This window comes from Natroniella sulfidigena (genome assembly GCF_023223645.1).
Taxonomy (GTDB): Bacteria; Bacillota; Halanaerobiia; order Halobacteroidales; family Halobacteroidaceae; genus Natroniella; species Natroniella sulfidigena.
Genome location: NZ_JALKBY010000012.1, coordinates 60,640 through 86,308, shown reverse-complemented (window position 1 = coordinate 86,308; position 25,669 = coordinate 60,640). Strand labels below are relative to the sequence as shown.

23 protein-coding genes are annotated in these 25,669 nt (G+C 35.5%); all 23 read right to left on the bottom strand.

The window, feature by feature from the left end:
* Positions 1 to 6: 6 nt before the first annotated feature.
* Positions 7 to 1,125: a putative cytokinetic ring protein SteA gene (steA, locus tag MWH28_RS09205; RefSeq protein WP_248619064.1), complete on the bottom strand. Its 1,119-nt coding sequence runs from the start codon at positions 1,123 to 1,125 to the stop codon at positions 7 to 9.
* 148 nt (positions 1,126 to 1,273) lie between these two features.
* Complete coding sequence (gene spo0A, locus MWH28_RS09200) at positions 1,274 to 2,065, bottom strand: sporulation transcription factor Spo0A (RefSeq protein ID WP_248619063.1); 792 nt, start codon at positions 2,063 to 2,065, stop codon at positions 1,274 to 1,276.
* A 99-nt stretch (positions 2,066 to 2,164) separates the two neighbouring features.
* The gene (spoIVB, locus tag MWH28_RS09195) at positions 2,165 to 3,490 is read right to left on the bottom strand and encodes a SpoIVB peptidase (RefSeq protein WP_248619062.1); all 1,326 of its coding nucleotides are present in this window, start codon (positions 3,488 to 3,490) and stop codon (positions 2,165 to 2,167) included.
* 111 nt (positions 3,491 to 3,601) lie between these two features.
* Complete coding sequence (gene recN, locus MWH28_RS09190; RefSeq protein ID WP_248619061.1) at positions 3,602 to 5,299, bottom strand: DNA repair protein RecN; 1,698 nt, start codon at positions 5,297 to 5,299, stop codon at positions 3,602 to 3,604.
* Positions 5,300 to 5,312: 13 nt separating this feature from the next.
* Entirely contained in the window at positions 5,313 to 5,768 is a 456-nt protein-coding gene (argR, locus tag MWH28_RS09185; RefSeq protein ID WP_248619060.1) for an arginine repressor, read from the bottom strand.
* A gap of 12 nt (positions 5,769 to 5,780) precedes the next feature.
* Positions 5,781 to 6,638, bottom strand: a complete 858-nt coding sequence (locus MWH28_RS09180; RefSeq protein WP_248619059.1) for an NAD(+)/NADH kinase — start codon at positions 6,636 to 6,638, stop codon at positions 5,781 to 5,783.
* A 34-nt stretch (positions 6,639 to 6,672) separates the two neighbouring features.
* Positions 6,673 to 7,485: a TlyA family RNA methyltransferase gene (locus MWH28_RS09175; protein ID WP_248619058.1), complete on the bottom strand. Its 813-nt coding sequence runs from the start codon at positions 7,483 to 7,485 to the stop codon at positions 6,673 to 6,675.
* A 1-nt stretch (position 7,486) separates the two neighbouring features.
* Entirely contained in the window at positions 7,487 to 9,364 is a 1,878-nt protein-coding gene (dxs, locus tag MWH28_RS09170; RefSeq protein ID WP_248619057.1) for a 1-deoxy-D-xylulose-5-phosphate synthase, read from the bottom strand.
* A gap of 70 nt (positions 9,365 to 9,434) precedes the next feature.
* Positions 9,435 to 10,310: a polyprenyl synthetase family protein gene (locus MWH28_RS09165; RefSeq protein WP_248619056.1), complete on the bottom strand. Its 876-nt coding sequence runs from the start codon at positions 10,308 to 10,310 to the stop codon at positions 9,435 to 9,437.
* Positions 10,311 to 10,327: 17 nt separating this feature from the next.
* Positions 10,328 to 10,558 (bottom strand): exodeoxyribonuclease VII small subunit, encoded by a 231-nt coding sequence (locus MWH28_RS09160; protein ID WP_248619055.1) that lies wholly within the window; start codon positions 10,556 to 10,558, stop codon positions 10,328 to 10,330.
* A 184-nt stretch (positions 10,559 to 10,742) separates the two neighbouring features.
* Entirely contained in the window at positions 10,743 to 12,053 is a 1,311-nt protein-coding gene (xseA, locus tag MWH28_RS09155; protein ID WP_345894765.1) for an exodeoxyribonuclease VII large subunit, read from the bottom strand.
* 74 nt (positions 12,054 to 12,127) lie between these two features.
* On the bottom strand, positions 12,128 to 12,790 hold the full coding sequence (locus MWH28_RS09150; protein WP_248619054.1) for a flavodoxin family protein: 663 nt from the start codon (positions 12,788 to 12,790) through the stop codon (positions 12,128 to 12,130).
* A gap of 102 nt (positions 12,791 to 12,892) precedes the next feature.
* Complete coding sequence (locus tag MWH28_RS09145) at positions 12,893 to 13,852, bottom strand: hypothetical protein (protein WP_248619053.1); 960 nt, start codon at positions 13,850 to 13,852, stop codon at positions 12,893 to 12,895.
* 149 nt (positions 13,853 to 14,001) lie between these two features.
* Positions 14,002 to 15,639, bottom strand: a complete 1,638-nt coding sequence (locus MWH28_RS09140) for an L-lactate permease (protein ID WP_345894764.1) — start codon at positions 15,637 to 15,639, stop codon at positions 14,002 to 14,004.
* A gap of 29 nt (positions 15,640 to 15,668) precedes the next feature.
* A complete protein-coding gene (locus tag MWH28_RS09135; protein WP_248619051.1) occupies positions 15,669 to 16,889 on the bottom strand; it encodes an NAD(P)-dependent malic enzyme in 1,221 nt (406 codons plus the stop codon).
* 123 nt (positions 16,890 to 17,012) lie between these two features.
* On the bottom strand, positions 17,013 to 18,353 hold the full coding sequence (locus MWH28_RS09130) for a 2-hydroxycarboxylate transporter family protein (protein ID WP_248619050.1): 1,341 nt from the start codon (positions 18,351 to 18,353) through the stop codon (positions 17,013 to 17,015).
* A gap of 453 nt (positions 18,354 to 18,806) precedes the next feature.
* Positions 18,807 to 19,526 (bottom strand): response regulator, encoded by a 720-nt coding sequence (locus tag MWH28_RS09125; RefSeq protein ID WP_248619049.1) that lies wholly within the window; start codon positions 19,524 to 19,526, stop codon positions 18,807 to 18,809.
* 12 nt (positions 19,527 to 19,538) lie between these two features.
* Positions 19,539 to 21,116 carry an ATP-binding protein gene (locus tag MWH28_RS09120; RefSeq protein WP_248619048.1) on the bottom strand — a complete coding sequence of 526 codons (1,578 nt, stop codon included), beginning with the start codon at positions 21,114 to 21,116 and terminating at the stop codon, positions 19,539 to 19,541.
* Positions 21,117 to 21,271: 155 nt separating this feature from the next.
* Positions 21,272 to 22,663: an NADPH-dependent glutamate synthase gene (gltA, locus tag MWH28_RS09115; protein WP_248619047.1), complete on the bottom strand. Its 1,392-nt coding sequence runs from the start codon at positions 22,661 to 22,663 to the stop codon at positions 21,272 to 21,274.
* Positions 22,635 to 23,486 (bottom strand): sulfide/dihydroorotate dehydrogenase-like FAD/NAD-binding protein, encoded by an 852-nt coding sequence (locus tag MWH28_RS09110; RefSeq protein ID WP_248619046.1) that lies wholly within the window; start codon positions 23,484 to 23,486, stop codon positions 22,635 to 22,637. The genes gltA and MWH28_RS09110 overlap by 29 nt, the downstream gene beginning before the upstream one ends.
* Positions 23,487 to 23,945: 459 nt before the next feature.
* Entirely contained in the window at positions 23,946 to 24,878 is a 933-nt protein-coding gene (locus MWH28_RS09105; protein WP_248619045.1) for a Kae1-like domain-containing protein, read from the bottom strand.
* A gap of 5 nt (positions 24,879 to 24,883) precedes the next feature.
* Positions 24,884 to 25,300 carry a transcription antitermination factor NusB gene (nusB, locus tag MWH28_RS09100; RefSeq protein WP_345894767.1) on the bottom strand — a complete coding sequence of 139 codons (417 nt, stop codon included), beginning with the start codon at positions 25,298 to 25,300 and terminating at the stop codon, positions 24,884 to 24,886.
* 129 nt (positions 25,301 to 25,429) lie between these two features.
* Positions 25,430 to 25,663 (bottom strand): DUF2273 domain-containing protein, encoded by a 234-nt coding sequence (locus tag MWH28_RS09095; protein ID WP_248619043.1) that lies wholly within the window; start codon positions 25,661 to 25,663, stop codon positions 25,430 to 25,432.
* Positions 25,664 to 25,669 lie beyond the last annotated feature (6 nt).

The window sequence follows — 25,669 nt, the reverse complement described above, 5'->3', positions numbered from 1 at the left end:
TTCCCCCTAGAAACCAAGATTAAGTTGAATTTTCATAATTAATAGCTTGAGCAATTGTGAAATTGGTTGAGAAACCATCACAATAACTATGATTGGAATCAAAGAGGCAACTAAAACCTGAGCTACATATTTAAATTTAACCCGACTTTTATATAACTTATTAACCCCCTTGGCATCCACTAATTTATTGCCAACTTTTACTCGAACTAAAAAGGTACTAGCCATTCCTGGACGACCTTTTTCTAAAAAATCAATCATAGTTGTATGAGTTCCCACTGCTACAATCAATTCAGCGTCCTTTTCATAGGCCAATAACATAGCAATATCCTCACTAGTTCCTGGAGCAGCAAATTTACTAGCTTCCAAATTCAAATCTTTAATTCTTTTCATCCCTGGAGCCACTCCATTAGAGTAAGCATGAACAATTAATTCAGCTCCACAAGCTAATACCTTATCGCTGACACTATCCATATCTCCAATAATAATATCAGGTTTAAATCCATAATTCACCAAAGCATCTGCTCCTCCATCTACACCAATCAATACTGGCTGAACCTCTCTAATATAAGAAATAACTGCTTCTAAATCTTCCCGATAATCATTCCCTCTGACAACAATTAAAACATCTCGATCTTTTAAGTTAGTTTCTAAATCAGGAATATCTAACCCTAAAATTAATTCTTTTTCATCTTTAGCATACTCAAGTGTATTATCAATAAATTTATTCAATTCATTATCTAAATTATCTTCTGCTTCCTGCAATTTAATCTTAACCCTTTCTAAAGTTAAGACCTCACCACTGGCTATTCGTTCTCCTTCTTTGATAATAGATTCATCTTTGATAACAACTTGCTCTCCATCTTCTAATAGTGAAAATATTTCTGAACCAGTTTGGTCAATAACAGGAATGCCTGCTTCTAATAATTTCTTTGGCCCTAAATTTGGATATCTTCCACTAGTTGAAGAGCTAGCATTAATTACAGCTTTAACCTTAGATGCAATCAATGATTCTGCAGCTAATTGGTCAATATCCTGATGATCAATTACAACGATCTCGTCTTGATCTAATTCTTTAACTAATTGTTTAGTTCTAGTACCTAACCTTACCTCACCAGTTAACTGCATAATAAAATCCTCCTGTTTAATTACTATTATCTATTATAACTTGTTTTAATCAGTCTCATACTTCTAATAACAGGAAGGCAACTTTAATCATTCCAAAAAACAAAAATCTTGGTTAGAGTTAACTCTAACCAAGATTTTAAATAACTTGCTATTTTGCTTTTCTTAATTCTATTCTCAACTTATCTGCTATTTTAGCAATAAATTGTGAGTTAGTAGGTTTACCACTCTCAGTAGTTACCAAATGACCAAAAATCCTATTAATTGCTTTAATATTTCCTTTTTCCCAAGCTACTTCAATTGCATGACGAATAGCCCGTTCTACTCTACTAGCTGTGGTATTGAATTCTTGAGCTACTAATGGATATAACTCTTTAGTTACTGCTCCTAATAACTCTACCTCCTTAATTACTAGCTTAATTGCCTCTCTTAAATATAAATAGCCTTTAATATGAGCTGGAATGCCAATCTGATGCATAACATCAGTTATCATCTCTTCTACATTTCTTGTACTAATCCCTTGAGCTTTAATAGCATAACCACTTGTTCCAGCAGCAACTGGAGACATTATCTGCCTAATTCTATTAGCCAGCTTCTCTAAATCAAAAGGTTTTAAAATATAATAATCTGCCCCTAAATTGACAATCCTCTGCGTCAACTCCTCCTGTCCAAAAGCAGTTAACATAATTATTTTGCACTGCTCAGTTGTTCCTTCGTTATGTAACTCTTCTAAGACACCAATCCCATCAAGATGAGGCATAATAATATCCAAAATTAATACATCAAATTCAACTTCCTCAATTAAATCTAAGGCTTTTAAACCATCATTAGCCATCCCTACTACTTTAAAGTCTTCCTGTTGATCTAAATACTCCCTTAATAAGTTGCAGAAATCCTTATTATCATCTGCTAACAATATTTTAGTTACCGATTTTTCTTCCATTATTCTTCCCCCTTATACTATCCTTAAGTTCTCCTCTACGTATAAGTTCTAGATTTATTTCCATAATCCTCCTTATTTTAATAAAAAACACCAAAGAATTTAAGAAGCAAATTCTTCGGTGTTTTTATTTCTCAAATTCTGTGTTTGCATTACCATCCATTGGGCCAATATTCCATACCCTCTAGTTGAATCATTCAAAAAAACATGAGTAACAGCTCCCGCTAATTTTCCATCCTGAACAATAGGACTTCCACTCATCCCTTGAACAATTCCCCCACTCTCCTTTAATAACTCTTGATCAACTATCCTGATTACTAACCCTTTTTCACTGGGTTGATATTGTCTCATAACCTTCTCGATCTCTACTTCAAACTCTTCTATTTCTCCACCCTCAATTACAGTATACATCTTTGCTGGGCCTTCTTCTATTTCAAAGGCACTAGCAATAGGTATTGGTTTTTCAAAATGAGGATGTTCAGGTTGAATAGATAATCTTCCATAAATTCCAAATTCATTATTAAGCATTATATCTCCTAAAATATCTTGCTTTCCTAAAAATGTACCTAGTTTCTCCCCTGGTATACCTTGACTGCTTTGATTAATCCCCGAAATATTAGCCCTCACAATCTCTCCTTCACCTACATCAATCTTTAATTTACTACTATCCTCGGTAATCATATGACCTAAAGCTCCATAATAACCTCCTTCAGCTTCATAAAAAGACATCGTTCCTACACCAGAGGCTCCATCATCAACATAAATTCCAAGCATATAATAGCCACTTTTATCTTTAACAGGTCTAGCTTCTTTAGTAACAATACTTTGATCTCTTCTTTTAATCTTGAATTCTAATTTCTCATCCTGTTGACCAGACTGATGAATTAATCGGGCCAAATGATGCTTACTTTTAATTTCAACCCCATTCATCTCTAACAGACTATCTCCTACTTGAATTCCCGCCTTTTGGGCAGGATAGACTTTAGTTCCATCTTCTTGCTCAACAAAAGAATCTTTCACAACCATAATCCCATCAGATCTTAAATTTACTCCAATAGCTTGTCCTCCAGGAATAACCTTAACTTCAGGCATCACATTTACAATCATCCTCTGTAGTGGAATAATTCCAAATAACTTAAATTTAAGGTTATACCTCCCTACGGAAGATGCCTGTAATGCCAATGGCTTTGTTAAATTAACATCTAGCCCTTGAGTGGTTATTTCACGACCATTTACCGTCAAACTACCTTCTTGTTGAGAGCTAACAGAAACCATAAAAGGAAGATTAACTTCCAGCTCCTGTTCGTTACCCTCAATAATTTGATATTGGTTTGGTAAGCCTAATAAAAATAATAGATCTGAAGCCAATGGAGCTAACAACAAGATTAAAATTAAATTAATTAAGATAATTTTATTAACCTTTTTCATTAATCACACTCCTACACAGTCCCCACCTGTGTAGTCTCTTCCAAAAAAAAATAAAGCACCTTTATATTTAAAGATGCCCTAATTACTCAAACAATATTCAGTTACTTTATACTAAATTGCCTCTTTTTTCTCTGAAGCAGCTTTAATTAACTCTTTAGCATGCTCTAATGTCTTAGTATTCAAGCTACCATCCAACATCCGGGCCAACTCCCTAATCCGACCATTAGTAGTCAAAGAGTGAACTACAGTCTGTGATCCTTCTTGTTGAAGCTTCTTCATAATTAAATAATGTTGATCTGCCATAGCAGCTATCTGAGGCAAGTGGGTAATGCAAATAACCTGATGCTTTTTAGCTAAAAAGAGTAACTTATTAGCTACAAGCTTAGCTACTCTACCACCAATTCCTGTATCAACCTCATCAAATACCAGACTAGAGATTTGATCAATATCAGCAGTAATTGTCTTTAAAGCCAACATCGTCCTTGATAACTCTCCTCCAGAAGCAATCTTAGCTAATGGTTTAAAATCTGCACCTGGATTAGGAGCAATCAAAAACTCAACTTTATCAATTCCCTGCTTAGTAAAGTTTTGTTGTTCTTTAAAATCAATCTTAAACTTTGCCTGGGGCATAGATAGATCTTCTAGTTGCTGTAAGATATTCTTTTCTAAAAATTGAGCTATCTTTTTACGGCTGGCCGATAATTGCTCAGCAACCTTTCGATAATCAGCTCTCAACTGCTCAATCTCCTCTTCTAACCTCTCTTTTCTAACCTCACTATTTTTTAACTCTTCTAACTCAACAACAATCTCTTCTTTATATTCTAATATCTCTTCAATTGTTGGCCCGTACTTGCGTTTTAGATCATTGATTTGTTCTAATCTCTCTTCTATTATGTCCAATCTTTGAGGTTCAAATTCTATCTGATCTTGATAGTCTTTTAATCTAAAAGAGACATCCTCTAGTTGATAATTAATCTCTGTTAATAATTCAGCAATTGGAGTTAAATTTTGATCTATCTTAGTTAAACTATCAATCTCTTTAGCTAATTGACTAATTTGATCGATCATAGCCGAATCATACATATCACTCTCATATAATTGGTGATAAGCAGCTCCAATAACCTGATTTAACTCTTCAGCATTACTTAGTTTATTCTTTTCTGACATCAATTCTTCATCTTCTCCAATTTCAAGCTCAGCAGTTTCAATTTCATTTACTTCAAATTCTAATAAATCAATCCTTCTATCTCTTTCTTTTTCGCTTTGATTCATTTTAGCTAATTTTTCATTCTTTTGTTGTAATAAACTATAGATTTCTGCTAACTTCTCCTTTAAACTCAATACCTCTGCTCCACCAAATTGATCTAATAATCTCAAATGATGCTCTACATTCAACAACGATTGATGTTCATGTTGTCCATGGATATCAATCAAATGTTTACTGATCGAACGTGTCATCTCTAAAGTAACGATTCGACCATTGATTCTAGACTTATTATTTCCAGAGTGACTGATTTCCCGAGTCAAAATAACTTCACCACTCTTAGGCATCTCTAAGCCTAATTTTTTTAACTCTTCCTGCACTGCCTGATTATCTGTGATCTGAAAAACAGCTTCAATCACTGCTTTTTCTTTACCTTTTCTGATATAATCAGTCGAAGCTCTACCTCCCAATAACATATCTAACGCCTTGATAATAATTGATTTACCTGATCCTGTCTCTCCTGTTAAGATATTTAATCCAGAAGAAAAATCCAGTTCTACCTCTTTAATCAAAGCAAAATTCTGGATAGCCAAGTTGGATAACATCAGCCTCACCCCTTTATCCAGTCAAACTTTTTAACTTTTCAATTACATCTTTTACAGCATCTTTAGGTTTTACAATCATTAAAATCGTATCATCACCAGCTATTGTACCAATTACATTTTCCCATTCACTATTATCAAGTAACGCTGCCACACCTTGTGCTGTTCCTGGTAAGGTCTTAACTACAACTAAATTATCACTATAATCTATCTTCTCTACTGAATCTTGAAACATCCTCCTAATTCGACTGCTAATATTCACTTTTTCCCGTTGATTAGGAGATAAAGAATACTTATATCCACCCTCACCTAGAGGCCTTTTAATTAACCCTAACTGTTTAATATCACGTGATACAGTAGCTTGTGTAATATCAAACCCCTCTTGTTGCAACCTAGTTGCTAGTTGTTCTTGAGTCTGAATTTCTTCCTCCTTAACCAATTCCATAATCTTAAGATGACGTTTACTTTTCATGCCTATCTCCCCTTAAAACTTATTCCCCTGCAAGCGATTGCGTAATACTTTATAAAAATTATAATCCTCTAATTTAATCAAGCGACTGACTAAATCTGTTTTTTCAAACTCAATAACATCTCCTGAAAAGAGCTGCAAACTATCCTGTCCATCGACTGTCAACATAATATTGCTATGATCAGCATCTATTTCTACTGTGATTTTTTCATCTTCAGTAGTAATAATTGAACGTGAATGTAGAGTATGAGGACAGATTGGAGTAATAATTAATGACTCCATCTTGGGATTAACAATTGGCCCTCCAGCAGACAAAGAATAAGCAGTTGAACCTGTTGGAGTACTAATAATCAAGCCATCACCTGGATAAGTAGTCACATATTTTCCATCAATAAATGTTTTTAAGTTTATAATTCTTGAAAAAGAACCTTTAGTAATTACTAAATCATTAATTGCTACTACCCGATCAATCTCCTTATCCTCTCTAATTAATCTTCCCTCTAGCACAATTCGCTCTTCTATAGAATAATTACCATTCAATAACTCTTCTAACCCCTGATCAAGCCTATCTAACTCAATATCAGTTAAAAAGCCTAAACTGCCTAAATTAATCCCTAAAATAGGTACTGAACTTTTAACAAATGTACGAGCTGCTTTCAAAAAAGTACCATCGCCACCAAAAACAATAATTGCATCAACAAAATCAACCAGTACTTGATATGGCTTAGCAATCGTTTCTCGCTCCAGTAATTGAGCACTTGCTTCATCTAAGATATACTCTTTATTATTATCATCTAAATAATCACAAACTTTACCCAATACACCCTGGGACTGCTCTTTGGTAATATTAGCAATCAAACCGATCTTATTCACTATTTCACCCCCAACTTGAACCAGAGAAGACTCATCAATCTAAAGTTTGATGAGCTTCTACAACAACACCTTTTATTTTACTAGTTAAATCATCAATTTCCTGTTGATCATCACAAGTCAAATGTACTAAGTATTCAATATTATGCCCTTTTCCACCAGTGATAGGAGAATAAGATAAATCAATTGGTTTTAGAGCTATCTCCTGAGCAAAAGAGTAGATCTTGCTAATTACTTCCTGATGAATAGCTGGATCTTTAACAACCCCATTATTATCAACCCTATCTGGACCAGCTTCAAATTGTGGCTTAATCAAAGCTATAATCTCTCCTGTCGGCTTTAATAACTTCTTTAAAGCAGGTAAAATCTTAGTTAAAGAAATAAATGCTACATCTATAGTTCCTATATCCCCTGCTTCATCTAAGTCATCTGCAGTTAAGTACCGAGCATTTGTACGCTCCATACTGACAACCCGTTCATCACTTCGTAACTTCCAAGCTAGCTGATTGTAGCCTACATCAATAGCATAGACCTTACTAGCTCCATTTTGCAAAGCACAATCAGTAAATCCACCGGTTGACGCTCCAATATCAATCACCAATTTATCTGCTAAATCTAGATTGAACTCAGTAATTGCCTTCTCTAACTTTAAGCCCCCTCGACTAACATAAGGATGCAGATCACCCTTCACCCTAATCTCAGCTTCAGGATCAATTTTAGTTCCTGCTTTATCGATCTGTTGATCATCAACATAAACTAAACCAGCCATAATGGAACGTTTAGCCTGAGAACGACTTTTAAATAATCCTCTAGCAGTAACTACTACATCTAATCGCTCCTTCTTTGCCACATTATCCCTCCTGCAAAACTGCTTTGATCTCTGCTTTAATTGTTGGTACATTTAGTCCATAACGGGCCAACAACTCAGCCTGAGTTCCATGCTCAATAAACTTATCTGGCAACCCAAAACGTTTTAAATTGACCTGTTGATTATGATCAGCTAATAACTCAGCTACAGCACTACCAAAACCACCCTGCAAAACATGCTCTTCTATAGTAAATACAGTATCAAATTCATTAGCTAATTGTAAGATCAACTCTTGATCTAAAGGTTTAACAAATCGACTATTAACAACCATAAGTTCTAACCCTTCTTCTCGGGCCAACTGCTCAGCAACCTCTAAAGCTGGATAGACCATTGAACCAATCGCTAAAATTGCTCCATCTGCTCCTTCTTTAAGCACTTCTGCTTGACCAATCTCTAGTATCTGATTCTCAGTTAACTCTACCCCATAGGACTCTCCACGTGGATAACGAACAGAGATTGGCCCTGCTTCATAATTAGCAGCCGTTACGATCATATCCTGTAATTCATTTTCATCTTTGGGAGCCATAATCGTCATATTAGGCAGATGGCGTAAATAGGCATAATCGAAGACCCCTTGATGAGTCCCCCCATCTCTACCTACCAATCCAGCCCGATCAATTGCAAATTTAACAGGTGCCTGTTGTAAACAGACATCATGTAAGACTTGATCATAACCCCGCTGCAAAAATGTTGAGTACAACGTAACAAAAGGTTTAATAGAATTCAATGCCAAACCAGCCCCTAAAGTAACTGCATGCTGCTCAGCAATCCCAACATCATAAAACCGATCAGGAAATCTATCTGCAAATTTATCCAAACCTGTTCCTGAAGGCATAGCAGCAGTAATTGCTGCAATATCCTCATCTTCTTCGGCCAACTCAATCAGTGTTTGACTGAAGATATTTGTATAGGTTGGGTGTTCACGATTCCTCTTTCCTTGACCTGTTCTAATATTAAACGGGCCAACACCATGAAATTGAGAAGGGTTCTCCTCAGCAGGAAGATAACCTTTCCCTTTAGTCGTTAAGGCATGAATTAAGACTGGCCCCCCTACTTTTTGAGCATCTTTAATATGACTTTGAATTGAGTCAAAATCATGACCATCAATTGGCCCTAAATATGTGAATCCAAATTCCTCAAATAAGACCCCAGATACAACCAAATACTTCAGAGCATCCTTCATTGCTCCTGCTGTCTTTAAGAGTTTATCACCAAAGCTTGGAATCTTATGCAACAGATCCTCTACATCCTCTTTAGCCTTATGAATTCTAGGATTCGTTCTTAATTTATCTAAGTAATTAGAAACAGCACCGACATTTTTAGCAATCGACATCTCATTATCATTTAAGAGCACAATTAAATCCTTGCCTAAATCTCCAGCGTGATTTAAAGCCTCAAAAGCCATCCCTGCTGTTAAAGCACCATCTCCAATTACCGCTACAACCGTCTCATCATCACCTTTAATATCACGAGCACAAGCCATTCCCAAAGCAGCGGAAATAGAGGTACTACTATGACCTACATCCAAATGATCATGAATATTTTCTGTAGCTTTAGGAAACCCACTTATCCCATCTAATTGACGCAGGGTCGTAAAGTCATCATACCGTCCTGTTAATATCTTATGGGCATAAGTTTGATGTCCAACATCCCAAATTATCTTATCAGTGGGGCTATCCAAAACAGAATGTAGAGCAATTATTAGTTCAACTGCACCTATAGAAGAAGCCAAATGACCACCAGTCTTAGATAAAGTCAAAATAATCTTATCTCTAACTTCTTTAGCTAAAGTCTGTAACTCCTGGATCGATAAGTCTTTCAGATCTTGGGGCGAATCTATCTCAGATAACAAATCTGCCATAATCTAAATCACCTTCTTTTATTAGTTTCTAGTCAATAATTAATAGTAAAAACTGATTATCAATACCTCTTTAATATTCTCGTTCTATGATATAATCTGCTAATTCACTCAATACCTCTGCTTGATCTCCAAAGATACTGATTGCTTTCTTAGCTTGATAACAATTTTTTGCAGCCATCTCTTTTGATCTTTCTAACCCATACACAGCAGGGAAAGTAGCCTTATCACGCTCTAAATCACTTCCAACATCTTTCCCTATCTTCTCAGCATCACCTTCAATATCCAAAATATCATCAACAATCTGAAAAGCTAGTCCAATTCCTTGAGCATACTCTTGTAAAGCAGTTAACTCTTTTTTTGAAGCTCCTGCCAAGATAGCTCCCATACTGACTGCAGCCTCCAATAAAGCTCCTGTCTTATGAGTATGAATATATTCTAATTCTTCCTTGTCTATCTCTTTTCCTTCGGCTAAAATATCAGCTACCTGACCTCCAACCATTCCTTGCTTCCCAGCAGCCTCAGCTAGCTTACTAGTAGCTAGCAAAACCCGCTCAGCAGGTAGATCATCAATTTTAGCTAACAGTTCAAAAGCATAAGTCAATAATGCATCCCCTGCTAAAACTGCCATTCCTTCTCCAAAAACCATATGATTAGTTGGTTTACCTCGTCTAATCTCATCATCATCCATACATGGTAAATCATCATGGATTAATGAATAATTATGTACTAACTCCAAAGCACAAGCTGCAGGTAAGACCTTCTCTTCATCTTCACCGACCAACTGAGCAGCTACTAAAGTTAAGATCGGTCTCAATCTCTTCCCTCCAGCCAAAACACTATATCTCATTGCCTGATGTAATTCTTCAGGCTTCTCTTCTGGTAAATACCTATCTAAAGCTTCATTAATTAGTTCACCTTTAGTCGAAATAAATTCTTTGATATTCATTAGTTTACTCCTTTTTATCAATAATTATCATAAATTTCAGTCTTAATTTCTCCTGCTTCTTCCTTAATAACTTCAATTTTTCCTTCTGCCTGTTCTAACTTCTGAGAACAAAATTTAGTCAATTTAATTCCTGTCTCAAATTTACCCAAAGATTCTGCTAAAGATAACTCTCCTCTTTCCAACTCCCCAACAATATCTTCTAACTGTTCCAAAGCCTCTTCAAAGGACAATTCAGCCTCAGTCGACATTTTCTTCCACTCCTTAACCTTGATATTCTCCATTATACCTATTTCTACATCAAATACTTATCTCCTTCACTAAGATAGATTACATCTTTATTATACCTAATTATAACAATTTTAAAATTAATTTCTTGATTTATCGAAAAATCTAAACCAAGTTGGTTTAGATTGATTAACTTATTTTTAAATTTTAATCAAACTCCTTAAATTCTTCAGCTTCTATTCTTTCTAGTTGGCAGAACAACTTTCCATCCTGTAACACCACCTCAAGTAACTCCCCTACTTCTACTTGCTCAACTGAGCTAACTTCCTCTTTAAGATCCGACTTACAAGTCAAGCTATATCCTCGGGCCAAAGTATTTAAAGGAGATAGAGAGTTAAGCTGAGTTGCAATAGACTCTATCTTTTCTTGTTTAGTGGTCAATTTATTAGTGATATGTCTATTTAATTTTAGTTCTAATTCATCGAGCCGTTGTTGATACTCTTCTAACTCCTCTTTCACTAATCTAAAGACTTCCCGTTCTTTAAGATAAGCTAACTTTTCAGTTAGATAATTGAGTTTATTTTCCATAGCTTGGACTAAATTATCCTCCAGCTTATTTAAGTATCTTTTAACCTCCTTAGCATCAGAAACAACCAATTCAGCTGCCGCTGATGGAGTCGGTGCTCTCAAATCAGCTATAAAATCAGCAATTGTAAAGTCAGTCTCATGACCTACAGCAGAGATGACAGGAGTCTCAGAATTAAAAATAGTTCGGGCCAACTTCTCTTTATTAAAGGCCCATAAATCCTCTAAAGATCCGCCACCACGACCAATAATAATCACATCAACATCTGTCCGGTTCAATAACTCCAAAGCAGCAATCAAATCATCTTCTGCTGCTTTTCCCTGTACCTTAGCAGGTGCAATCAAAACAGAAAGATTAGCAAACCGCCGTTTAATCACACTGAGAATATCCTGAATAGCAGCCCCCGTAGGAGAAGTTATAACTCCCACCTTAGCAGGAATTTGAGGAATTGATTGCTTATACTCTTTTTTAAATAACCCTTCCTGCTCTAACTTTTCTTTTAATTGCTCAAAAGCTATATGTAATGAACCGATCCCATCAGGTTCTAAATCACTGACATAGAGTTGATATTCCCCTCGCACAGAATAGATACTCACCCTTCCAGTAGCAATAACAGACATTCCATCTTCCGGTTCAAAATCTAATTTGCGATTATTCCCTCTAAACATCACTGCTTTTATCTGTGAGTCTTGGTCTTTTAAAGTAAAGTACATATGACCTGAGGAGTGAGCATGAAAATTAGAAATCTCCCCTTTAACCAATAATTGATTTAAATTAGGGTCAGTAGTTAATACTTCTTTAAGATAATTAGTAATTCCTGAAACAGACCAAATAGATTCCATGATATCATCTTCTTTCCTTCTTTGATTTGCAATTACATTATAGCACAAAAAGATTAGAAATAAAATAGAATACTTTTTATAAATATTCAACTATAGCCCAAACTCCGCTACCTTACAGTTTTTTCTTCTCCTGCTTAGAGAGGAATTAATCTATCCTTTTCAGCTTAATTATCTTTTATTTTTTGAGCTACTCTCAATCCTACTCCCCTTAATTCAGCAACTACACTATTCCTTCTAGCTTGATGAGGATTTTGATTGCATAAATCAGGAATCTTATCTGGAGTAATTTCCAACGGTAAATCATAAATTTCCGCTAGACCTCCTACTGCACACCGCTGTCCATATCCACAAGTAAAACAAGCATACTCTCCTTGCACCTCTACCTCACCAACAATTTCAAGTCTAGCATCTACAAAAAATCTCTTAATATCTTCTATTACTGCTGTCGAATTGCCATCTCCACTAACTCCTATAGCTACTCCTACTTTATCCTGTAGAGAAAAATGAGCATTATGGCGAGTACTAAAGCAGATACGCTCCCAAAAACTTCGTCCTTTAGCATTAATTCCTTCCCAATATTCGGGAGCCCCAAAGACAATCCCTTCTGCTTGCTCCATTTTGATAAGAATTTGATTCAATTCATCATCTTTAACACAGCGGTAGGTCTCTATACAACCATTACAAGCATCACATGTTAACAATTCAAAGTCAGATAATGAAAAAAATTCCGTAGCTAACCCACTTTCTTCTAAAACAGTCTTGACAGCTTCTTCTGTTATCTTTCCTTTTCGCCCTGCACTAATACCTATAATTTTCTGTTGACTCATCATTAACCCCCTTATATATAGTCATATATCTAACTCACCTTAAATTTAAATTTCAATAAAAAAATGTAGGTACCTTCATTACCTACATTAAGACCTAAAGATTCAATTATGCGGTAGATTGGAAACCGTTGGCCCTTCTTTAGCACTAATTTCAACTCCTGAGTTCTTGTTAAATCCAACTAGCCGATACATATTTACTGCAAAGACCTCAAATTCAACATAAGTAGCTATCTGATCTGTTTCATAAGATCTCAGCCAACTTGTATCAGAAAAGGTATATGAATCAGAATCAACTAAAGTAACAGCATCACCAATCAACTCTTTTTGTTCATCATATAGAGTAATCCAGACTTTATAAAGCTCACTAGTCGTTGCAGACCAATTTAATGTTAGATTATTTAACTCTTCACTTATCCATGCTTCAATATCACCATCTACTTCTAAATCATCTACCTGCCGCGGAACCTCAATCTCTTTCTCAGTCGATCCTAATAAGGGATGATTAATATTTATAGTAGCCTTATCTTCAGTCTCCAACCTTAAATCTCCTTCTTGATAACTAAATAAACTGACCACTCCATCATCATCAGAATTATCAAATTGCAATGATAAACCATTAACTAATATCTCAGTATCCATCAATTGGTGAGTTTCGTTAAGACCATTAAGCTTACGAATCGAAGCAGAGACCTCATAGTTGGCCCCTTCATTATCAGGATCTAAACTTAACCAGATCAATATATCATCTAACCCCTCTTGCTCTACAAAATAAAGAGTATCCTTAGCTTCATCCATTTCAATACTATTGGGATAAAAATCTCGTCCCTCTTTAATTGGCTCAACCTTTATTTTGTCTCTTATCCCTGCCTTACTCCATTTACCATCTTGATCTGTTTTAACAGTTCCAAAATTACCGAAATCAAAAGTTACCCCTTCTATTCCTTGACCCTGATTATCCAATACTTGCCCAGAAACTTTATATCCATCATCTCCCATAAATCTAGTCAACAAAGCCAACCCAACTACTATTATAATTACTAGTAGGAGTATGTACCTTTTCATTATCTCCACTCCTTCTATTCAGTTTATACAACATATTAAAATTAATTCTAGATTAATAATTCTTCACCTGCCAGATTGGAAAATTATTCTTAAGTTTCACTAGAAACTAAAAAAGCAGGCTATAGGAATCCTATAACCTGCTTCTATAATTATATTAATAAAGCAATTGCATAAACAGCTATTCCTACTACTAGGGTACTTAATAATGTATAACCTAAAGTCTTCTTAAGAATTTCTCCTTCAGTTCCTAAACTACCTACAACCGAAACTCCAATTAAAATCTTAGCAGGAGCAATAGCAGAACCCAATGATGCTCCTACTGATTGGCTAGAAGCAATCAGATAAGGAGAGGTCTCTAACAACTCTGCTACAACTACTTGTCCTCCACCAAACAAGACATTAGAACTTGTAGTACTTCCCGTTAAAAAAGCACCTAAAGTTCCAATAAAAGGTGAAATTAAAGGAAAGTACTCTCCACTAACTTTGATCATCCCTTCAGCAAAGATATACAACATTCCCGAATCATTCATGACTAAAGCCATAACCATTAAAAACAATACAGCAATACTGGAAGTACTTGCTTGTTTATAGCTATCTTTAAATATAGTATTGACTTTAGAAGAATCTAGGTGTCCTTTAGCTAAATAGATCATACCTCCAATTATGCTTGCTAAAATTAAAAAAGCAAACGGATGAGAAAAAAGGTCTATCGCAGCATAAGTCTCTTCTGCTGCTACTTCATACCCCAATGATGTAGTAAAACCAGGATAGGAAAAACCTAGTTCCCAATCTGGAACTAACTCTTTAATTACTGGCAGCTCAGGAATGAAAACAGCTACTATTAAGACAAAATAAGGCAATAAAGCTAAATTGATGCCCATATCTCTACTTTCTTTTTGCTTTAAATCACCAATCCGCTTGTTACCTTTAAATAATATAAAGAAGGCTAAACTTCCAGCTAAGCCACCTAATAGAGTTGCTAAATGAGCAAAACCAAATTTAGCAGCTCCTAATTGGGCAGAACCCATTAGTAAGCCAATAGGCAAGATATATTTCAAACCTCTTTTAGCAGCTTCAATTCCACCATAAAAATGCGTAACTGCCAATCCAGTAGTTATAATCGGTATATAAAACAATACTGTTGATACAACTCCCAGAGCAATTGGTTCTAATCCAGTAACCAGACTGAGACCATAAAAGGCAGAGCCCATAGAACCAAAACCAAGCGACCAGGAATAACCAATTAGGACAGCACTTAAAGCAATTACTGGCTTAAAGCCCATCGCTACAAGTAAAGAAGCCATTATAACTACAGGAACACCAAAACCTGATATCCCTTGAATAAAAGATGCAAAGGCCCAACTGAAAGCTAAAATCTGCACCAGCTCATCGCCACTATAACTGAGTATAAAATCTTTGATAGTATCAAAAGCTCCTGCAACTTTAATAGTATTATAGAAAATAATCGCTCCTACCAATATCAAGATGACATAAATACTTAAACTGGCTCCTTTAGCCATCGAGATCATAAGCTGACCTATAGTAAATTCATAGATCAATACCCCGATCAACAAAGCAGAAATAAGGCTACTCAAAGCAGCTCTTGTCGAATCTATCTTTAAATAAGAAATTGTGAATAACAGTAAAAAAATAGGAATTATTGCACTCAACCATAAATAAATATTAAACTCCATTCTTACAGCCCCTTTACTATAACTATAATCACGTATAACCTCTTTTTCTACTTTAGAAAAAGAGGTTATACGAAAATAAAATTTACAAAACAATTCTAAATTAAGCTTATTTAACTAATCTTCTATCCTATTAATTCTTTAACCTTCTCTTTTACCTTCTCAGGTTCAATCTCTAGTTGAGCAACTCCACTTTCAATCGCTGCTTTAGCTACTGCAGCAGCTACTTCAGGGACTACCTGCTTATTAAAAGCATCTGGAATTACATAATCTGCTCTCAACTCATCTTCCCCAATTAAATTAGCAATAGCATAAGCAGCAGCTACCTTCATCTCTTCATTAATATCTGTAGCCCTAACATCTAAAGCTCCCCTAAATACACCAGGAAAAGCTAAGACATTATTGACCTGATTAGGATAATCAGACCGTCCTGTTCCTATCACTTTAGCTCCAGCCTCTTTAGCAACTTCAGGATCAATCTCTGGCACTGGATTGGCCATAGCAAAGATAATTGGATCATCTGCCATACTCTCTACCATCTCTTGAGATAAAATATTAGGAGCAGAAACACCAAGGAAGACATCAGCCCCCTCTACAGCAGCTGCTAAGTCACCTTTTTGCTGCTCTTTATTGGTTAGATTAGCCATCTTTCTTTGAATTAGATCCATCTCGTCTTGCTCTGGGTGTAATATCCCAAAGATATCACACATTATAATATCATCAACTCCCATATTTAAAAGGAGTTTTGTAATAGCAATCCCGGCAGAACCTGCACCATTAACTACTACTTTTGCCTCTTCAAGATCTTTATCTACATATTTTAAAGCATTAATCAAGCCTGATAAAGCTACAATAGCTGTTCCATGTTGGTCATCATGGAAGATAGGAATATTACTCTTCTCCTTCAATTTTGCTTCAACTTCCATACAACGCGGAGCAGAAATATCCTCTAAATTCACTCCACCAAAGGTCGGCTCTAACCTTGCAATCGTTTCTACAATCTCATCTACATCTTGAGTATTTAAACAGAGAGGAAAAGCATCAACCCCACCAAATTCCTTGAATAATACAGCTTTTCCTTCCATTACTGGCATAGAAGCTTCAGGGCCAATATCACCTAAACCCAATACAGCACTACCGTCAGAAACAACTGCTACTAAGTTACTTTTTGCTGTATACTTATAAACTTGATCTATATCTTTCTCAATCTCTCTACATGGTTCAGCCACTCCAGGAGAATAAGCTAAACTTAAATCATTCTTATCTGCTACCTTAACTTTACTATTAAGACTTATCTTTCCTTGATTATCCTGATGTAGTTTTAAAGCTTCTTCTTTTAATGACATTTTTGACCTCCTGTATTTTATGATTTAGTTTCAAAGTAATCTATTATCCTTAATTAAACCTCCTTACTTGAGATAGGTTAAACTACAAGCAAGGAGGTTAACTTTAATATTCAACTGACTAGATTATAAGAATTGAGCCCAGATAGTAATTGCTAATTGTCCAAAGAGTAACATCAAAGCTCCACCAATTCGAGAAGAAATCTGAGCAAAAGGCATCAACTTCATCCGTTTAGCTCCAGCCAATACAGCTATATCTCCAGAGCCTCCCATATTAGCCATACATAATCCGCCGGTTAAAGCAGATTCAATATGATATAGTCCAAAGAATGAACCAATAATCGCTGCTCCTAAGCTAGCCCCTAAAACTGTTAGGAAAGCCAATAGTAAATAAGTTGGAGTAATTGTCTCTAATAAGACATCCAACTGAAAATGCTCAAGTCCAATCCCTAATAGTAAGGGTCCATAAAAACCGGTCGCTACAAATTTATAGAAGTGGCCAGCACTCTGTTCAACTTCATCTGGTAAAACGTCTAATATCTTAATCAATGCTGTTAAGACAATCATTATTGCAAAGTAATGAATCGGAATTAAATCTTCAAGCATATAACCAATAACTAATAACGAAGCAGCTATTGCCCAACCTTGAACTATTGTTTCATCTGTTAGTTTAACGACTATCTCTTTAATTCCTCCCTCAGGCATCCATCTTTCTTCAGGCATTAAAACTCCATCACCAGTCAAGCTTGGCATCATCTCTCCTAACTTATTACTCATTGACCCAATTATAATAGCAGAAATATTACCAAGTACTACCGCTGGAATTAACAAAGAAAAGACATCATCAAAAGGTAAACCCGTAGCTCCAGCATAAATCTCACTCATTGGAATTGCTCCTGCTCCTAAGCCTCCACCTAAAATTGGATTTACAACGGTTAATATTGCTCTAATACCACCAAAACCGGTTAGACTCCCCCCAACAAAAGCAAAGATAGCACTAAATAAAAGCCCTCCTATAATAGATGGTATATAAAGTGGTAATGCTTTAATTAAATAAGCTCTAGGCATCGAAAGGATACTTCCTGCGATTAAAGCTGAAATACACCAGACCAACATATTTGTCGGAGTAGTATAAAATCCTACAATCGTTCCGTAAGATGATTCCGGTAAAATTTCTAAATAACTGACCACAGCCCCTACTATTAAAGCAAAGATTAAACCTCCTCCAAGCCAATCTTTCCAAATCGGAATTCTATCTCCTATAAATACTAATCCACCTGCTACTAAAAGTAAGAAAGCGGTAGCACCTACCATATTATCAGGTAACGATCCTGTAAAAGTAGCAATTAACAATAAAGTAATCAATGGTAAGTAAACATAAAGCGGTAATCCATAAGCTATCTTGGTCTGCCAAATTCCTGAATTAACCTCTACTTGTTCTTGTTCAATACTCATTTCTGCTTCCATAATTACATCTCCTCTCTTATAATTTAAGTTTTAAATATTCTAAAAAATCAATCAAAATAATAATCTTCCTTCTTTCTCCGATAAAAAATACCCAACCATTGAATAACACCTATATTCATTTCGAAATATATATATTGAAATATAGGCGTTGATTTGGATATTAATCGCTTATAATCTTATTCCCAGTTGGATTAAATACTTATTTAAGTTATATTATATTCCCTGAGCTAAATTTAGCTTGACTCTAGTATAAAACAAGAAATCTCTAATTACAATAATCTGTTCATATTGATTTTTTATTTTTATTTTGTTCATTTTGTTCACTCGTGAATAAAATCTCAATAGTAAGATTATTTATGCCTATCTTAGATTAAAATTAAGTAAACTATTAAAAAAATAAGGATTTCTGGGATTATATAATCCCAGAAATCCTTATTTAAGTCCAACTTTAAATCAATCTACTAATTTATAATAATGCCTAGGACGACCTACCGTTCCATACTCCCTTCTCAACTCTACCATTCCTATATCTGCCATATACTTTAGATAACGTTGGACCGTTACCCTAGATAGATTAATTTTTTCTGCTATCTTCTTAGTAGTAAATTCATCAGCCTCGTTTAACATAAACTCTTTAATCTTATCTAAAGTTTTATTATTCAACCCCTTGGGTAAATTACGAGCAAAATTGATCTCCTCTTTTGAAGAGCTATCACCTTCTTGTAACTCATAATTAGCATCTAATAACTGATCTACCTCTTCTTGTTTAAAGCTGCTCTTCGCTCCTAGATCAGTTCTTAATCTTTTATATTTTAATAAAGAATCTTTAAAACGATCAAAAGTAAATGGCTTGATTAAATAATCGATTACTCCTAACTGCATTGCCTTATTTATACGATCTGCATCCTTAGCAGCACTAATAATAATTACATCAATATCGTGATCAGAACTTCTAATCTCTTTTAATAATGTAATTCCATCCTTAATAGGAAGATAAATATCTAACAATAATAAATCTGCTTCTTGCAAATCTGCTTCAGCAACAATTGTTTCTTGATCAAAATTAACTTCTTTTAAAACTACAAAATCCGAAATTTTTTCGGTATAACGCCGATTAATATGGGACACCATAGGATCATCTTCAACTATTAAGACTTTAATCTCTTCTTTCATCTAATCCCCCCATCAAATAGAAAATTCTATTCTAAATTCTGCTCCTTGACCAACGTCAGACTCTAACTCAATCTGTCCTGTAAAGAGTTCAACATTTCTTTTTATCAAATCTAATCCTATTCCTCTTTTCTCTCCTCCCTTAGTAGAAAAGCCACGCTCAAATATTTTTCTTTGCTGCTCCTTAGAAATTCCTAGACCGGTGTCTCTAACTATAATTTCTAATGAATTTTCCTTTTCAAAAATTCCAAGGTAAAGTTTTCTATCATTAACTTCTACACTTGCTAAACTTTCTATTGCATTTTCAAGCAAGTTTCCAATAATAGTAATTAGACTGATCCTAAACTGCTCTGGATAATCTCGCTCCAAACTACTATTGCGATCTATTGTAAAATCTATCTTTAACTCACTTGCTCGATCAAATTTTCCTAATAATAGGCCAGCAATCTCATTGACTTTGATATTTTTAATTATAAAAGAAGTTATTTGCTGCTTCTGTAAAGAAACTTTCGATATTAAACTGAGAGCTTCATCATACTCTTCTAATTGAATCAAGCCTGAAATCGTATGCAGTTGATTCATAAATTCATGGTTTTGACTCCGTAATGCTGCTACAAACTTCTTGACTCCTGTTAACTCTTCAGCTAATTCTTGCACCTCATCTTTCTTATTAAATGAAGCTACTGCTCCTACTACTTTATTCTCAACCTTAATCGGAATTCGATTAGTTAAGATGACAGTATCATTGATTACCTGCTCTTGATTAAATTCTGGTTGCCCAGTCTCTAATAAAGCAGGTAAGCGAGTAGTTTTAATAATATTAGTAATTTCTTTTCCAACCATATCTTGCTGACAGTTTAAGATTTTTTTAGCTTCCTTATTAGCTAAAGTAATCTTTTTGTTTCGATCAATAGCAATGACTCCTTCTTTTAATGAATCGATAATAGCATTCTTCTCTTCTAAGATGGTTGCTATCTCAATAGGCTCTAAACCAAAGATACTCTTTTTAACATTATTAGCTAGTAATATAGAGCCTACTATTCCTAATAAATCTCCTAAAAGTAAAGCTAAATAAATATAGCGCAAAATAGAGTTGATTCTTGCTTCAATATCTTTGACTAAAATCCCTACTGCAACAGCACCTACCTGCTCTCCATTATGATAAATGGGTGCAAAAGCTCTTTTAGAAGTTCCTAATGTACCAACAGCTTGAGATATATAAGATTCTCCTGCTGTCAATACTCTTTCTTCATCCCCTCCCACAAACTTTTTATCTAATCTATCCTCAACAGGATGAGAATAACGAATTCCATCCATATCCATTACTACAACAAACTCTGCCCCAGTCTCTTGGCGAATTCCATCTACAACTGGTTGAATGGTTTTAATTCCATCCTTTTCCCCCACTTTCTCTGCTACACTGGGGATTCTAGTAACTGATTTAGCTATATTCATCGCTTTTTCTTCTAGTTGTTCAATCTGTACTTTAGATATTTGGTTGGTAATTATTACTCCTGATAAGAATAATACTAAATTTAAAATAATTATTACTAGCAACATTATTTTGAATTTAAGAGTTAATTTAAACTTCATTGAACTCCTCCAAAAATAAATTTATTATTATCTCAATAATTAGTTTCTTTCATTATAACTCTAAATTAAGTTCATTACAAGAACTCGATCTAGAGTAGAATTTTAAAAAAACAGGTTATAGAAAATTCTATAACCTGCTTCTCGTTAAGTGATCTTTAATTATTCTGCTTTTGTATATAATCATCAATCGCTTGAGCAACCTTCTTACCAGCTCCCATAGCTTGGATTACAGTTGCTGCTCCAGTTACTATATCTCCACCAGCAAAGACACCTTCTTTGGTCGTCATTCCTGTCTCTTGATCAACCTTGATCGTTCCCCAGTCTGTCGTTTCAATCTCTGGAGTATCATTGATCAAGATTGGATTAGGACTTTGACCAATCGCCATAATCACTTGGTCAACATCTAAGATCCATTCTGAACCCTCTATCGGAATTGGTCTCCTTCTACCTGAATCGTCAGGCTCTCCTAGCTCCATCTTAATACATTCCATTCCACTTACAAATCCATCATCATCACCCAAGATCTTAGTTGGGTTATTCAACAGATTAAATTTAACCCCTTCTGCTTGAGCATGCTCTATCTCTTCTGCCCTAGCAGGCATCTCTTCTCTACTTCGCCGATAAACAATTACCGACTCTTCAGCTCCTAATCGCAAAGCAGTCCGTGCTGCATCCATAGCTACATTTCCTGCTCCAACGACCGCTACCTTCTTACCAGTATAGACTGGAGTCTTATATTTAGGGAATTGATAAGCCTTCATCAAATTAACCCTAGTTAAGAATTCATTAGCCGAATAGACTCCATTTAAATTCTCACCTTCGATCCCTAAAAAGCGTGGTAATCCTGCACCTGTACTGACAAAAACTGCTTGATATCCCTCAGCAAATAGCTCATCTAAGCTTTTAATCTGCCCAATTACCTGGTTATATTTAATTTCAACCCCTAATTGTTCAATCTTTTCTACTTCATCTTGAACAATCTCCTTAGGTAATCTAAATTCAGGAATCCCATAAGTCAATACGCCACCTGCTTTATGAAATGCTTCAAAGAGTGTTACTTGATAGCCTAGCTTAGCCAAATCAGCTGCTGCAGTCAACCCTGCTGGCCCAGCACCTACTACTGCTACTTGCTCTTTTTCCTGTTCAACCTCTTCAACTTCCTCTTGTTCCCGAATATAATCAGCTACAAATCTCTCCAACCTACCAATTGCTACTGGCTCATTCTTATTGCCAACTATACACTCAGCTTCGCATTGTTCTTCTTGAGGACAGACCCGCCCACAGACAGCAGGTAGACTATTCTTTTCTTTAACCTTCTTAGCTGCTGCTGCAAAGTCACCTTCTGCTATCAAATCAATAAATTCAGGAATATCAACTCGCACCGGACAGCCATCCTTACAAGCAGGATTAGAACATTGCAAACATCTTTTCGCTTCATTAATTGCATCCTCTTTATCATAACCCAGTGCTACTTCAGCAAAGTTATTAGCTCTTTGCTTGGGATCTTGTAGAGGCATCTTAGTTTTCTTCTTTTGCACGGCAACCATCCCCCCAAAATTCATGATCCTTAACTTTATCTTCTTTATCTTGATAGATCTTACTTCTTTGTAACTGTTCATCAAAGTCTACTAAATGACCATCAAACGCTGGCCCATCGACACAAGAAAATTTGGTCTCGCCACCAACTGTAACTCGGCAACCTCCACACATTCCTGTTCCATCAACCATTAATGAATTTAAGCTAACCATAGTATCTATTCCATACTCTTTAGTTACTTCTGCTACAAATTTCATCATAATCATCGGGCCAATCGCAATCACCAAATCAAACTGATCATCTTCAGCCAAAATCTCGTCTAATTGATCAGTTACAAAACCTTCCTTTCCTTTTGAACCATCATCAGTCGTAATATATAACTTATGGCTCAATTCAGCTAAATCTTCTTCTAAAATCAATAACTCTTCAGTCTGAGCCCCTAAAATTGTAATCAACTCGACTCCTTCTTTAGCCAATGATTTAACCTTAGGATATAAAGGAGCTGATCCTAAACCTCCAGCAATACAGATCACCCGCTCATAACCAGCAGTCTCAATTGGCTTACCTAACGGGCCAACAACATCTAAAAAGCTATCTCCAGCTTCTAATTCACAGATTTGCTGACTACTAAAGCCAACCTCTTGCACAATAATTGTAACACTTCCTTGCTCCCGGTCATAATCAGCAATTGTCAACGGAATTCGCTCAGCAAATTCATCGACTCTAACAATCAAAAAGTGCCCTGGCTCTGCTTTAGCCGCTATCTGGGGAGCTTCGATTGCAAACTTTTTGATCTTAGGTGCTAATTCTTCTTTCTCTAAAATCTGATACATTCTAGTCCCTCCTCCAATTCTCTTTAAAAATAATTCTTTATTGTAAGTTAATTATAAACTCTAAACTTATTTGATATTTAGTGTCACTTTTCGTTCGTGAAAGAATGTGTTTTGTAGGGGCGACTCTCCGTGGTCGCCCGTGATTTAACATGGGCAGGCACAGAGACCTGCCCCTACAAATATCATTTCTACCCGCCAAATCAAAAGTGCCACATTATTGTAATTTATATTATACAATTACGAATGAAAGTAAGTAATCACTAACTAATCTTTATTATACTATAATAAAACCATTTTCACAATATACAATTTAATTTTAAAAAATTACCATGTTTACCATTCAATTTCCCTCTCCAATGCCAATGCTGCAGTGCCTCTCCTGGTTAAAAAAACAAAACCAGTAGTGGATGATGATAATTTAATACTTTTTAGACATTACTATAGTTGATATTAGTCCTGCTACTCCAATGCCAATGCTGCGGTGCCTACCGCGTTATCACTACTCCACTCCGGATCAGCAAAGTATAATTTAGCTCCGATTCTTGGATGTTCCAACCTCTTCCTTAATCTCGCTCTTATATATTGATTGGCTGCTACTCCACCTACAATTAAGATCTCGGTCAACTTTTCTTCCACAACAGCTTTTCTTACTACCTTCTCTACCGTATTAGCAATTGCTTGTTGGACTGCTAGGGCAATATCAGCTTTCTTCTCTCCTGCTTCAATCGCTCTCATTGCTGCTGAAGTTGGCCCTGAAAAGCTCATCTGATATCCATCAACTGCAGAGGGAATAATAATTTCTCCTAATTCACCCTCTGTGGCTAACTCTTCTAAACATGGCCCAGCAGGAAATGGTAGCCCCAATTCTACTCCTACTCGATCGATAAATTGGCCCGCATGTAAATCTTGACTAGTTCCTAATACTTCTACTTCAAAACCTAATTCCTGTTTCTTGCTAACCTTTAATAATTCAGATGTACCACCAGATAAATGAATCGCTAAAAACTCTTCAGTCTCTAACCCTGTTGACCAGACTCCAGCCATTAAATGGCCTTCTTGATGAGTGGTTTCAACTAAAGGTAAACCTAAAATACTGGCTAGACTTTTAGCTTGGCCCTCACCAACTCTAAAGACAGGCATATAAGAATTCGGTTGGGAAGTTGGGCTTGTACTGACTACAATCTTAGTCAACTCTCCCTTTCTATCTTCAGCTATCTCAGCGATCACATCTGGTAACTTCTTAACATGTTGAAAGACCGCTTCTGATTGTCGCAGTCCTCTTTCTCCCTGCTTAACTTCTAACCGCTCTCTTTTTTGAGCAATCAACTTCCCAGAAGTATCTAATAGTGCTGCAGAAGTAGTATAATTACTAGTATCAACCCCTAAAATCACTTGAGCTAGTCCTCCTCTCTATCTTCTAAAGCATCAGCTATATTACCTAATACTCCATTTACAAACTTACTAGATTGTTGATCACTGAAGCTTTTAGCTAATTCGACAGCTTCATTAATTGAAACTGCAACTGGTATTTCATCTTGATATAAAATCTCATAAACAGCTAACCTAATAATACTTTTATCAACTTTGCCCATTCGCTCAATCTTCCAATCTACTGCATTTTGAGTAATTACATGATCAATTTGTTCTAAGTTTTCTACTACTCCTTGAATTAACTCTACTAAAAATCCTGAACTCAAATCTAATTCTGGTTGTTCTTCTCTTAAAACATTTAAATTCTGTTCTAAACTCTCCTGGTTAATATCCATCTGATATAAAAGTTGAATAATGATTTCTCTCGCTTGATGTCTATTTATACTACGACTAATTTTAATCTCCCCCTCTTTAATACGTCCCTAAATCAAATAATTTATTCAATTCAAAAAACCACCTATTCCCAGCAGGTGGCCTAGAATTAATCTTAATTTAATAGAAAATAAAATTTTTTATTCATTTGGAGGCAAAATATCATTAATTATATCCCTGATATCTTCTCTCCGATCAAATCTTAACCCTAAATAATAACCAAGCCCCATCCAAATTAAGATAAAAAGGGCTAAAATAACTCCAAATCTAATGATCAATAAGGAAATAAAGAAACCCAACAAAACACCTATAATCCTACCTTTATAATCACTCAAGAGGCTTAAATATTGTATTAAATCATCTAATTCAATCATTTAAAT

Coding starts and splice junctions, on each gene's coding strand:
- steA (WP_248619064.1), bottom strand. CDS start 1,125: ATGCAGTTAACTGGTGAGGTAAGGTTAGGTACTAGAACTAAACAATTA.
- MWH28_RS09125 (WP_248619049.1), bottom strand. CDS start 19,526: ATGAAAGAAGAGATTAAAGTCTTAATAGTTGAAGATGATCCTATGGTG.
- MWH28_RS09130 (WP_248619050.1), bottom strand. CDS start 18,353: ATGGAAGCAGAAATGAGTATTGAACAAGAACAAGTAGAGGTTAATTCA.
- MWH28_RS09120 (WP_248619048.1), bottom strand. CDS start 21,116: ATGAAGTTTAAATTAACTCTTAAATTCAAAATAATGTTGCTAGTAATA.
- gltA (WP_248619047.1), bottom strand. CDS start 22,663: ATGGTTGCCGTGCAAAAGAAGAAAACTAAGATGCCTCTACAAGATCCC.
- MWH28_RS09095 (WP_248619043.1), bottom strand. CDS start 25,663: ATGATTGAATTAGATGATTTAATACAATATTTAAGCCTCTTGAGTGAT.
- MWH28_RS09145 (WP_248619053.1), bottom strand. CDS start 13,852: ATGAAAAGGTACATACTCCTACTAGTAATTATAATAGTAGTTGGGTTG.
- MWH28_RS09150 (WP_248619054.1), bottom strand. CDS start 12,790: ATGAGTCAACAGAAAATTATAGGTATTAGTGCAGGGCGAAAAGGAAAG.
- spoIVB (WP_248619062.1), bottom strand. CDS start 3,490: ATGAAAAAGGTTAATAAAATTATCTTAATTAATTTAATTTTAATCTTG.
- MWH28_RS09135 (WP_248619051.1), bottom strand. CDS start 16,889: ATGTCATTAAAAGAAGAAGCTTTAAAACTACATCAGGATAATCAAGGA.
- spo0A (WP_248619063.1), bottom strand. CDS start 2,065: ATGGAAGAAAAATCGGTAACTAAAATATTGTTAGCAGATGATAATAAG.
- MWH28_RS09160 (WP_248619055.1), bottom strand. CDS start 10,558: ATGTCGACTGAGGCTGAATTGTCCTTTGAAGAGGCTTTGGAACAGTTA.
- recN (WP_248619061.1), bottom strand. CDS start 5,299: ATGTTATCCAACTTGGCTATCCAGAATTTTGCTTTGATTAAAGAGGTA.
- argR (WP_248619060.1), bottom strand. CDS start 5,768: ATGAAAAGTAAACGTCATCTTAAGATTATGGAATTGGTTAAGGAGGAA.
- MWH28_RS09165 (WP_248619056.1), bottom strand. CDS start 10,310: ATGAATATCAAAGAATTTATTTCGACTAAAGGTGAACTAATTAATGAA.
- dxs (WP_248619057.1), bottom strand. CDS start 9,364: ATGGCAGATTTGTTATCTGAGATAGATTCGCCCCAAGATCTGAAAGAC.
- MWH28_RS09110 (WP_248619046.1), bottom strand. CDS start 23,486: ATGTATCAGATTTTAGAGAAAGAAGAATTAGCACCTAAGATCAAAAAG.